Source organism: Natronobacillus azotifigens (genome assembly GCF_026805325.1).
In the GTDB taxonomy this organism is placed as follows: Bacteria; Bacillota; Bacilli; order Bacillales; family Amphibacillaceae; genus Natronobacillus; species Natronobacillus azotifigens.
Map to the genome: position 1 here is coordinate 43,457 of NZ_JAPRAT010000014.1, position 11,409 is coordinate 54,865.

General features: G+C 35.3%; 9 protein-coding genes and 1 other annotated feature (1 of these 10 running past the window's edge). Of the genes, 4 read left to right on the plus strand and 5 right to left on the minus strand.

The features are described 5' to 3' along the window. Nucleotides 1-141: 141 nt before the first annotated feature. Nucleotides 142-1,458 (minus strand): sensor histidine kinase, encoded by a 1,317-nt coding sequence (locus tag OWO01_RS08355; RefSeq protein WP_268779993.1) that lies wholly within the window; start codon nt 1,456-1,458, stop codon nt 142-144. 106 nt (nt 1,459-1,564) lie between these two features. Beyond that, complete coding sequence (locus OWO01_RS08360) at nt 1,565-2,266, minus strand: LytR/AlgR family response regulator transcription factor (protein WP_268779994.1); 702 nt, start codon at nt 2,264-2,266, stop codon at nt 1,565-1,567. A 697-nt stretch (nt 2,267-2,963) separates the two neighbouring features. Between OWO01_RS08360 and rpsD the strand changes: the two genes are divergently transcribed. Continuing rightward, nucleotides 2,964-3,566, plus strand: coding sequence for a 30S ribosomal protein S4 (gene rpsD, locus OWO01_RS08365; RefSeq protein WP_268779995.1), 603 nt, complete (start codon nt 2,964-2,966; stop codon nt 3,564-3,566). 51 nt (nt 3,567-3,617) lie between these two features. On the opposite strand, the gene ligD is transcribed toward rpsD, so the two are convergent. Further along, nucleotides 3,618-5,402 (minus strand): DNA ligase D, encoded by a 1,785-nt coding sequence (gene ligD, locus OWO01_RS08370; RefSeq protein WP_268779996.1) that lies wholly within the window; start codon nt 5,400-5,402, stop codon nt 3,618-3,620. A gap of 91 nt (nt 5,403-5,493) precedes the next feature. On the opposite strand from ligD, the gene ku reads away from it, so the two are divergent. Then, the gene (gene ku / locus OWO01_RS08375; protein ID WP_268779997.1) at nt 5,494-6,327 is read left to right on the plus strand and encodes a non-homologous end joining protein Ku; all 834 of its coding nucleotides are present in this window, start codon (nt 5,494-5,496) and stop codon (nt 6,325-6,327) included. A 447-nt stretch (nt 6,328-6,774) separates the two neighbouring features. Here the strand turns inward: ku and OWO01_RS08380 are convergent, their stop codons facing one another. Continuing rightward, nucleotides 6,775-7,443: a hypothetical protein gene (locus tag OWO01_RS08380; protein ID WP_268779998.1), complete on the minus strand. Its 669-nt coding sequence runs from the start codon at nt 7,441-7,443 to the stop codon at nt 6,775-6,777. Nucleotides 7,444-7,679: 236 nt separating this feature from the next. Between OWO01_RS08380 and OWO01_RS08385 the strand changes: the two genes are divergently transcribed. Together OWO01_RS08385 and OWO01_RS08390 are read left to right on the plus strand one after the other, a co-directional pair. Continuing rightward, the gene (locus tag OWO01_RS08385; protein WP_268779999.1) at nt 7,680-8,789 is read left to right on the plus strand and encodes a hypothetical protein; all 1,110 of its coding nucleotides are present in this window, start codon (nt 7,680-7,682) and stop codon (nt 8,787-8,789) included. 84 nt (nt 8,790-8,873) lie between these two features. Next, entirely contained in the window at nt 8,874-9,791 is a 918-nt protein-coding gene (locus tag OWO01_RS08390; RefSeq protein WP_268780000.1) for a cation diffusion facilitator family transporter, read from the plus strand. 193 nt (nt 9,792-9,984) lie between these two features. On the opposite strand, the gene tyrS is transcribed toward OWO01_RS08390, so the two are convergent. Beyond that, a complete protein-coding gene (tyrS, locus tag OWO01_RS08395) occupies nt 9,985-11,253 on the minus strand; it encodes a tyrosine--tRNA ligase (protein ID WP_268780001.1) in 1,269 nt (422 codons plus the stop codon). Between the two features lie 68 nt (nt 11,254-11,321). Beyond that, nucleotides 11,322-11,409 (minus strand) — a binding site (T-box leader) (it continues 122 nt past the right edge of the window).

An 11,409-nucleotide genomic window follows, 5' to 3' on the forward strand; every position in this document is an offset into this window, starting at 1 on the left:
GCACTGAGAAGGAAAATCGCTAATTAATATATTGAACTTTAAACATAAGGATTATTTCTTTAACTTGTAATCTATTCATCAAAAAAAGTAGAACCTTAAAAGGTTCTACTTTTTTTGATGATCGTGCTAGGTCATATATATTTAGGTAATTGGAAGGAGCAAACGTAGTTCGAACCATCCACCCTCAGTTCTTATTGTCATCGTTCCATCATATTTCTTCACTGTTTCTTGGATACTCTTTAACCCATAACCATGAAAATTTTTATCGTTTTTTGTGGTTACTGGCAGACCATTGTTAAAAGTTAATTCACCTGTATAACAGTTTTCTGCGCTAACTCGTAAAAAGTTATTTTGCCTACTAACTGTTAAATGGATTAACCTTTTGTCAGTTTCATCAAGTTTTTTAACACTCTCAATCGCGTTATCCAGTATATTTCCAAACAAAGTACTAATATCTATTGGCTCCATAAATTCAAGGGCTTTTCCATCAGCCACCACAGTTAATGTTACATTAATATCTTGACAGTGAAGCTGTTTACCCATAAGAACAATATCTAATACTCTGTTACCTGTCTTATTTTGTGCTTCATAAATTTTAATATCATCTTCTATTTTAACTAAATAATTATAAGTTTCCTGCGACATCGCATCTTGCTTTAATACAGCAATATGATGTTTTAAATCATGGTACTTTTGATTTACCATTTCTATACTTTTTTCAGATATTTCATAATTGGCAATTTGTAAATTTAAAAGGTTTCGAAGTTTTTCCATCTCAAATTTCATATTCATTTCATTGATTTGAATATGATAAGCAAATAGTAAAGCAACACCTCCAAAACCTACTAAGGTCCGTATAATAAAAATATCTCTTACCATACTGCCACTAAAAGGTGTATTTTGATAAACAAAACTAATATTGCTTATGACAAAAACTACGATTACAATAATTGACGCTGAAATCACTTCACGAGTAGTGACTTCATATGCGACATTCACATCTACAAAGCGTTTTTCTAACAAATACATGATGACTAAAATGATACTATAACTTACAAAAATAAAAAGATAGGTAGAAAAATAATTGAAAGAAAAATCTAATTCCACTATTGAAAAATAATAAATTTGATAAACAAAGGAGGCTAAAAATTCCCCCGCGATAAAAGCTCTTGCTGTAAAATAACCCACACTCAACATGGATAAATCACAACTGAAATGAATTGATAATACCATCAGCACAATAGAAACCATAATACTTGGAATAAAAAGCATCATTGGTACATCTGTATTAATAATTTCCATATGAATAAACAACAAGGCTAAAAACAGTAATTGAATCAAATAAAATTTTAGTCCTTTTATTTTTCTTTTGTTTAACATGATAAAAAGTAATGAGCTCATCCAGTACGCAATAGCGTAAAAACCTCCTGGAGTCTCTGCCAAATCATAAGGAGTCATTTAATTACCTCGTTTATAGTCATTTAACAATCCACAAAATATTTTCTCTCTATTGATAACCATTTATCGGTTATAGCAACAATTTTCACAGCTAGGAGTTATTCCATTACACCTCTCCATGATCTGCTAAAGATTTCATGAAATTTTTCCTTTTTGCTCTACTAATTGGTATCTCATCTCCTTTAACCAGTGCACAACTGTCATTAATCCCTTCAACATGACTTAAGTTGACAAAATATCCTCTATGTAACCTAAAAAAACCGTAATCACTAAGTTTATTTTCTAAATCTTTCATGGCACCCGAGGACTCTATTTCGCCATCTTTTGTATAAATGATTAACTTGTGTCCTTGACTTTCAATATAGTAGATATCTGAGACTTCCAACCGGATATAACCATTTGTGACTTTTACTGTGAGATAATGTGTTTCCCTTTTTCGTAATTTTTTGGTCGCTTTATCTAATCTCTCAGAAAAAGAAAAGTAAGTAATCGGCTTCAACACATAATCCATTGCATCAACTGCATAGCCTTTAATTGCATATTGCGCCATATTTGTAATAAAAATAATAATTACTTTTGAATCAATTTTTCTAATCTCTTCTGCAGCTGACATCCCATCCATTAATGGCATTTGTATATCCATCAAAATAATATCAAATTGCGCATCATATTTATTAATAAATTCATCACCATCAGTGTATATTTCGATATCAAGAGGCATCTCTTTCTCCTGTTGAAATCTTTCGAGAAACTCAATTAATTGTTTTTGATATACTTCTTCATCTTCTACTACAGCAATACGTAACATGGCTATTCACTCCTTTATCTGCTTAAATAATACTGAATAAATAACTTAACTTTATTATCACCTAATCTAACACATAAATAAGAAAATATCATTATGTTATATAACACCCTAATGAATTTTCTTACTGAATAGCATAAACGAAAAAAGCACCGAAACAAAGAAGAACTATAATTAATTGATTACATTATTATAATTGACAAGCAATCAACATTTTTTCGCTTCGTATAGTCAATGATCCAATCAATCGAGAAGCGATTTTCAGCTTTCGGGATTTGTTTTATTCCAATGGGTAATACCTAATGAAACTTTTTCAAGGAGTAGCCTTTTGATGAATAACTTCTATAATCAATGATTAGCAAAATTTTCTCCTGCTACCCTACCCAACTTAATCTTGGATTTACTTTTATTATGGCTTACTTTCTCCGAAACCACCTCCAAATTCAAGTGACATATACATATGAATTGGTTTATTCACTTTTTTTAGTTGACTTCCAAACTTTATAAACATATAATAGACTTTGTGTAAAAAAGGTAGCCTCTGTGAACCACCGAATGTTCATTTTGTTCCTTATTTTGATAAGGTGTATCGTGTAACTCTCTGCTGCTGGAGCGATGGTACATGAAAACAAAATGACAGGCGACTATGGAACACAATATCTGTTTTATGCAAATCTTATTATAAAGGAGAGAATGCACTATGGCTCGCTATACAGGTCCTGTATGGAAAAAGTCTCGTCGTCTCGGAATTTCATTAACTGGTACTGGTAAGGAGTTAGATAAACGCCCTTACGCACCTGGACAACACGGTCCAAATCAACGTAGAAAGCTTTCAGAATACGGTTTACAATTACAAGAAAAACAAAAACTTCGCTTCATGTATGGAGTGAACGAACGTCAATTCCGTAACCTATTTGATAAAGCTGCAAAAATCAGAGGTATTCATGGTGAAAACTTTATGATTCTTTTAGAATCACGTTTAGATAACCTTGTATACCGTCTAGGTCTTGCGCGTACGCGTAGACAAGCTCGTCAATTAGTAAACCACGGTCACGTAACTGTTGATGGAGGTCGTGTTGATATCCCATCTTACAGTGTGCAACCTGGTCAAGTTATCGCTATTCGCGAAAAATCTCTAAACCTTACCGTTGTTAAAGACGCAATTGAAGCTAACGCATTTGTACCTGAGTACCTAACTTTTGATGCAGATAAATTAGAAGGTACGTACTCACGTTTACCAGAGCGTTCAGAACTTCCAGCTGAAATTAACGAAGCACTTATCGTTGAGTTCTACTCTCGTTAATCTGCTAACTATTGCTATACCAAAAGCCATGAATTGTTGATAAACAACATTTCATGGCTTTTTTCTATTATTCCACATATCCTGAAACGGACATCCCATCTCGATTAAACGTGGCGGAACGGTTTTGATTGTATAATCTTTCGGGTTCAATTTTTCATTTACTTCATCCCAATATAACGGAGTTGCGACTGTGGCCTCATTTGTTGCTCGTAACGAATATGGTGCAATTATCGTTTTTCCAGGTGCATGTTGTACATAATCAATATATAATCGTTTCCCACGATTTTTAATCAATCGCTCGGTCGTAAAGGATTCTGGGTACCTTTCAACAAATATATTAGCTACAGCCTCCATAAAGGTACGCGTCTGATCAAATGACATGCTTTTCTCCTCTAATGGAATATGAATTTGAAGGCCAGTTTTTCCCGACGTTTTGACAAATGGAATAAATCCTTGATATGCAACCATATCTTTGATCAACAACGCCGCTTTTACTGCCAGTGGAAATTCTCTTAATGAGGGAGGATCTAAGTCAAACACCATTTCATCTGGATAGCCAGAATCAATCGTTTGAAAAGGAACATGAAATTCAATAGAGCCATGATTGCCAAACCATAACAAGCTCCTTAGATCTTGACAAAGAATATCTTGTTCCTCGTCTTCACCCGGAACCGTTTGAATATACTCTGGTGCGTAATTTGGTAAGTGTTTTTGATAAAAGAAATGAGCAGAAATACCGTCCGGATAACGAATCATTGTCAGTCGCTTATTCTTTATTCGAGCTAAAAGAAATGGCGCTACCTTACGTAAATACAAAAGGTAATCCCTTTTTGTCACGTCTGGGTATAACCTTTTTTCTGGTTTAGACAATTCAAGTTCGGCTGGCAATTGCGCTAATCCAACTCGAATGTTATCTCTTGTACATTGTTCTGGCAGTAGGTCGAAATGGAATTGACGAAAAGATGGTTCTCGCAAATCACCCATAGTTGCATCAAGGCAGTTGATTCCAATACATATACTCGGTGGAACATCCCAGTAAAATTGATTTTTCTTTTTTCCATGTTGTTGAATAAATGTAGTCAATGTATTTTTTTCTTCCTTACTAAAGCCGTTCTTCACTTTTCCCAAAAATTCAAATCCATCTTTATTGGCAATTGATAGATCAAAATAGTCATTATCTGTGTTAAAACCAGTAATTACAGCTTCAATCCAACGATAGTTTTTCACCTTAAGCCATTGATCTGTTCGCTTCCCGTGTGAATATCTTGAGTTCTTATGTTTTGCAACTATTCCCTCACTTTGATGAAGTGTTATAAGCGCTTGTATATCTGCTAAGGATTGAAATATTCTTATCTGGTACAATCGATTTTCACTAGCAAATTGATCGATCTTTAATAGACTAGATAACTTTTCAAGTTTTTTTCGCCTTGATTGAAAATCCTCACGCTCTAATGTTCTCTCCTTTAATTGAATCAGATCAAAAATCACAAATGTAGCTGGACGCTTCTCACTAATTGCTTGAATTTTTTCTGCTGCTTTTAATCGACCTCGTTGCTGTACTAAGGAAAAAACGGACTGAAATTCAGTCAATAATACCGCAAGTTCGCCATCAAGAAATAATGGTAATTGGTTTTCCACTAGATGTTGATTTTCTCGACACCATGCTACAATCTCAGGAAAAGAATTCGTCAACTCGTTTCCATTTCGACTCCATAATCGAATGTTATTCGAAGTCCACTCAATTCCACACCGAAAGCCATCATATTTCACTTCATAAACCCACTCTTCACCTGTTGGTGCGTCTTCAACAAGTGTCGTTAACATTGGTTTCCACATCGTTAAGCCTCCCTACTTCTTTCATATTTTTCACTAATCACTGCATTTTTATTTCGTAAACGTGAATCCTACAAAAAAAGAGGTGATTTTATTGCACACAATGTGGAAAGGTACGATTAGTTTTGGCTTAGTTAATATCCCGGTAAAATTACATTCTGCTACCGAAAGTAAGGATGTGAAATTACGTAATTTACACAAAGAATGTAAATCTCCAGTTAAATATGAAAAAATCTGTCCAGTTTGCGAAAAAGAAGTAAAAAACGAAGATATTGTAAAAGGTTTCGAATATACAAAAAACAAATTTGTTGTGCTGGAAGACGAAGATTTAGAGATGATACGAGATGAGAAAGAGGATAAAGCTGTAGAGATTCTTGATTTCGTTAAATTGTCGGAGATAGATCCCATCTACTTTGACAGAAGTTACTATTTATCACCAAATGACGGTGGTGGAAAAGCTTATGCCCTTTTACGTGAAGCATTAAAAGATACAGAGAAAATCGGTCTTGCTAAAATAACGATTCGTTCAAAAGAACAGCTTGCTGTTGTAAGAATTTACAATAACACGTTAGTGATGGAGACGATTCATTATCCAGATGAGGTACGGAATGTTCAAGAAGTGCCGAATGTTCCTGAGGATACCTCGATTGTAAAAAAAGAATTAGATACTGCAAAATTATTAATTGAGCAACTTACAACTACTTTTGAACCTGAAAAATACACAGACGATTATCGAACTGCGTTACTTGATTTAATTGAGAAGAAAAAAGATGGAGAAGAAATTTCAACAGCTCAAGAACCGAAAAGACGAGATAATGTTACCGACTTAATGGAAGCCTTAGAGAAATCATTAAATAAAACGAAACAAGCCAAAAAGAAAGCTCCCAAAAGAAAAACAACAACTACAAAAAAGACCTCTACCGGTTAGATACGAATTTTGCGTGAAGAACATCAATCTAGACATAAACAGTGCAGTAAGTAATATATCATCTGCACTTGAGCAATGCGTACTGTACCTCGGCACAAGGCGTTCTTATGCTGAGGTTGAGGCAAAAAAGAGCCTCCAACCTCGGCGAAACAATCACTTACACCTAGGTTAGGAAACAAAAAAAGCTCCAACCTAGGCGAAACGACCACTTATGACTAGGTTGAGGACGAAAAATGCCACTAACCTCGGCAAGGTGACCGATCTTGCTTAGGTTCAGCGCGAAAAATGCTCCTAACCTCGTCAAGATGGCTTATCTTGCTTAGGTTCAGCGCGAAAAATGCCACTAACCTCGGCAAGGTGATCGATCTTGCCGAGGTTCAGGACGAAAACTAACACCAGCCTTGTCAAGATGATCGATCTTGTCTAGCTTCAAGGTGAAAAATGCAATTACCAAGGGAACCAGCTTCGAATCGCCCGGAATAATCGCTGGAAAAAGTTAAGTTCTTCCTCTTCCTCCTCCTTGATTTCTTCGACGGCATCCTGATCAGAAGTTCTTGCCATAATTCCCATTTCCATCGTTGTAAACTCATCTCCTTGTTCTACAACGATCATATCGTTTCCATAAGCTTGATAAAGAATCTGTGCATTCTCCTCAGAATATGGAACAATTCCTACATTCACAGTACCATTCATTACATTTGAACTCAGATAATTAATCGTGAAATTGTCATATTCCAATCCGCCTGCTTCGATCTCTTTTTGTTTTGCAATTAATTCTTCTTTCGTGTAGAGTACTTCATCAAAGACAATTGCTGATGGTTCTTCAACCAAAGCTCTTATTGCTTCTTGATGAGCTGTATCAACCGGGTCTCTAAATAAAAATACTAATTTATTTTCATTATTTTCATCCCAATCAATATACATTGTTTCATAACTATCACGTAGATGTTCGTCAATATACGTTAAAGCTATTTCCTGATCTTCCAAATAATTAGAAACAACCCTATCTTCCACTTCCTCAATTATTACTCGATCAGTATCTTCTTCGGCAAAAACGGTTGAGAAGGTTATACTCGATAATAGCAACACAAATACGCTAACCTTAATTAATTTCATTCGTTTCATCCTCCTTTTTTAAAATCAGAACAGACGACCACAAAACTCCTAATTTAACATATAGAAAAATCAAAGTTAAGGACGCTAGCATTTAAAATGATTTAACCATTTCTATTCATTTAGACGTTCTAAAATCCCGTTTGTTACTATATCTACAAAAAAAGTCCCAAAATGATTAATCTGTCTAAAAAAGGGTAATAGTTCTTCAGCACGTGTATAAGAAAGGAAATCGATATATGGCTAAAAAAGTGGGACTAATATGTGCTCCAGAATTACCTGAGACGATAGCTGAAAATATCTATGAGGAGCTGATAGACTATTTTAATAGGCAAGTAGATGATAATTATGACTGGGAGATAGAAATTGTTGTTGACCCATTAACCGGCGCTGCTGAATCCTCAAAAGAAATCATCGATGCGGCACTTTCGATTGCAAAAAAGAGAGAATGGGATTATACAATTTGTTTAACAGATCTTCCATTATTTGAAGATAATAAAATAATCCTCGCAGATTTAAACCAAAAATTAAATATTGCTCAGATTTCCTTGCCAGCATTCGGGTCCCCCCCAATGCGGTATCGAGTAAAAAAAGTAATTATGCAAATCATGCAGGAACTTCACTTTAATCATACAAAAGATGATGTACACAAAATGAAACAAGCAATAAAACATTTGTTTAAGAGAAATTTGCGCTTTTCTCCGATTAAACGAGAAGAAGTTAGTATGGATCAGAATAAGGCGATGATTCGTTATTTAGTTGTTCCAAAAATAAATAGTAAATTACGTACAATACTTGGGATGTCTTATGCGAATAGACCTTGGGCTGTCATTTCATCTTTTAAACCAATCATTGCAGTGGCATTCGCAACTGGTGCCTACGCTTTGATTTTCCCTAATCTATGGGAATTAAGTGTCCATTATAATGTTCCACGATTGCTAGGAATCATGTTTATTGCTTGCATGAGCATGATCATTTGGATGATTGTATCCCATAATTTATGGGAAAATAAAACAAAAAATAGTAAGCGAAAAATAAGAAGATTATATAATACAACTACTGTTACTACATTAACCATGGCAGTATCAGTTTATTACATTGTCCTCTTTATTATTTTTAGTATCGCAATTGTTATTTTTATTCCTCCAGAATTGTTTCGAACAATGACAGAATCGGAGGGGGAAGTAGGAATACTTGCTTTTTTACGATTAAGTTGGTTAGCTACTTCTGTTGCCACGTTAGCGGGTTCTATTGGTGCCAGCGCAGAAAACGCAGAGTTAGTAAGAAACATTGCATACGGATATCGTCAAAACAGGCGATATCAGGAGGTGAAAAAACAAAAGGATTGATTAAACTCATCTATGTTTAAACAAACTATTCTTTGAAGTGCTGTGGTACACTAAGAAAGATATTATCTGAAGGAGAACGACAAAATGAAACAGAACATGTATAGAGAACAAACCGTATTAAAAATTTCCGTCTATGGTGCACTCATTTTTTCGGTAGCAGGTATTTTACTTGGGCTAATCATTAATTCCCAAATCGTCCTATTTGATGGTCTGTACTCATTAATTAGCTTAGGACTATCCACACTGTCCCTATTCGCAGCAAAGTTTATGAGAACAGCCGATTGGAAGAACTACCCGTTTGGTAAAGATAAAATTGAACCATTGGTCGTTCTGTTAAAATATTTTGTTATTCTTTTGTTAGTAGTTGCCTCGCTTTTCTCAGCAATTGTTGCGATATTCTCTGGAGGGCGAGAAATTGCGGTTGGAATCGCACTACAATATTCATTCGTTGCAACAGTACTGTGCGTAGGAACAACGATCTACTTAAAGAATGCGGCAAACAAAAGTGATTCTGCTTTAATAAGAGCAGAAGCAAATCAATGGTATATGGATAGCTTTGTTAGTATTGGTGTCTTAGCTGGTTTTCTGATCTCTTATATTTTTTTCCACATCGATTCATTACGTTGGACAGTACCATATATTGACCCAATCATGGTCGTTATTGTATCGATTGTGTTCATTAAAGTTCCTATTACCGAGATGGGCTCATCCATACGTGAGGTTCTTGATATGAAACCAAAAGGAAGGGTTCCTAATCAAATCAAAGCTTTTGTCAAAGAATTGACCATTAAATATGATTTTGATGAACATTTTGTTCGTGTTTCCAAAGTGGGAAAAACACTTTGGGTGGAAGTTGATTTTGTTGTAAAAAATACAGATGTCATAGAAACGTTGGCAGATCAAGATCAAATTCGCCAAGAAATCCATACTTTTTTGGATCAGTATAGCAAACAAAAATGGTTAACCGTATCATTCACTGAAGATCGTAAATGGGCGTTATAATCAGTTATTTTGAGGAGTAGTATTTTTTAGGATTGTGTTTCCTAATGCCTAAGCAATCCAATCTGAGAACACAAAGAAAGATCTGATCTTGCTAACTAGCATAAGCGTGATCCTTACCCACGTTAAAAAATATAAACAGGAGTAAGCATTCGTTAAGTTCCATAAGAATGCTTACTCCTTTTCTTGTCCCTACTTATTGAAAATCAATGAGAAAATACTTTTTCTTTCCACGGCGAATAATGGTAAAACGATCATCAATTCGATCATTTTCTGTTATTTCGTACGACAGATCTTGCTGGCGATCTCCATTGATGTAAATTGCACCATTTTGAATATCTTCTCTTGCTTGTCGTTTGGATGAAGAGATCTTTGTTTCTACCAATAAATCGACTAATAATTTGCTTTCTTTAAAAATCTGTACATTTGGTACGGATTTAAATCCTTGTTGAATCTCTTCACCATTTAGTTGTTTAATATCTCCACTAAACAATGCTGCAGAGATTTTTTTTGCTTGCAGAAGCGCCTGTTCACCATGGACTAATTTTGTCATTTCCTCTGCTAAACGAATGTGTGGCAAACGTTGTTCTGGAGCTTGTTTTAGTTCTTCTTCTAGCATTCCAATCTCTTCAAGCGACAAGAAAGTAAAGTATTTTAAAAACTTTATCACATCCCGATCATCGGTGTTAATCCAAAATTGATAAAATTCATACGGTGAAGTTTTTTCCCCATCTAACCAAACTGCTCCACCTGCTGTTTTACCAAATTTTGTACCGTCTGCTTTGGTTATTAGAGGAACGGTCAAACCGAACACCTTGACCTCCTCTTCTGCTTGACGAGTACGACGAATTAACTCCATACCGGCAGTTATATTTCCCCACTGATCGCTTCCTCCGATTTGTAGCGTACAGTTTTCTTTCTCGAACAAGTTCATGAAATCATAGGATTGCAAAATCATGTAGGTAAACTCCGTAAAAGATATTCCATTTTCTAATCGTGATTGCACAGAGTCCTTTGCTAACATGTAATTCACACCAAAATGTTTTCCCGTATCTCGTAAAAATTCAATCAAGGATAAAGATCCGAGCCATTCTGCATTATTACGTGCAACTGCACCATTCTTTTCTTTCTCAAAATCTAAAATGGTTGCTAATTGTTTTTCAATCTGCTTGCTGAACCAACTTACAGTCGCTTCATCATTTAATTGGCGCTCACTAGATCGACCACTCGGATCACCAATCATTCCAGTTCCACCACCAATTAAAGCGATTGGTCGATGACCTGCTAGTTGAAACCTCTTCAACATTAGTGCAGGTACAAGGTGACCGATATGAAGGCTGTCCGCAGTTGGATCAAACCCGCAATACAATGTAACGACATGGTCTGATAGATGTTTCTTTAAACCTTCCTCGTCTGTTGTTTGTTGAATTAGTCCTCTTTGTTCTAAATCCTGAATAATGTTCATATTACCTTCTCCTCATGTGTTTATTTTTTTTAAAATCAGCAAAGAAAAAACGAGCAGAATTCATCCCGAAAAGGGACGAGTTCTACTCGCGGTACCACCCTCGTTGCAACTGTTTTCGTTGCCACTTGAATACATAACGATACTTGTTTGTACCGT

What these genes read in the sequence shown, in the direction of transcription:
- OWO01_RS08390 (WP_268780000.1), top strand. Translation starts at nt 8,874, where the DNA reads ATGAAACAGAACATGTATAGAGAACAAACCGTATTAAAAATTTCCGTC.
- ligD (WP_268779996.1), bottom strand. Translation starts at nt 5,402, where the DNA reads ATGTGGAAACCAATGTTAACGACACTTGTTGAAGACGCACCAACAGGT.
- OWO01_RS08355 (WP_268779993.1), bottom strand. Translation starts at nt 1,458, where the DNA reads ATGACTCCTTATGATTTGGCAGAGACTCCAGGAGGTTTTTACGCTATT.
- OWO01_RS08380 (WP_268779998.1), bottom strand. Translation starts at nt 7,443, where the DNA reads ATGAAATTAATTAAGGTTAGCGTATTTGTGTTGCTATTATCGAGTATA.
- OWO01_RS08360 (WP_268779994.1), bottom strand. Translation starts at nt 2,266, where the DNA reads ATGTTACGTATTGCTGTAGTAGAAGATGAAGAAGTATATCAAAAACAA.
- OWO01_RS08385 (WP_268779999.1), top strand. Translation starts at nt 7,680, where the DNA reads ATGGCTAAAAAAGTGGGACTAATATGTGCTCCAGAATTACCTGAGACG.
- rpsD (WP_268779995.1), top strand. Translation starts at nt 2,964, where the DNA reads ATGGCTCGCTATACAGGTCCTGTATGGAAAAAGTCTCGTCGTCTCGGA.
- tyrS (WP_268780001.1), bottom strand. Translation starts at nt 11,253, where the DNA reads ATGAACATTATTCAGGATTTAGAACAAAGAGGACTAATTCAACAAACA.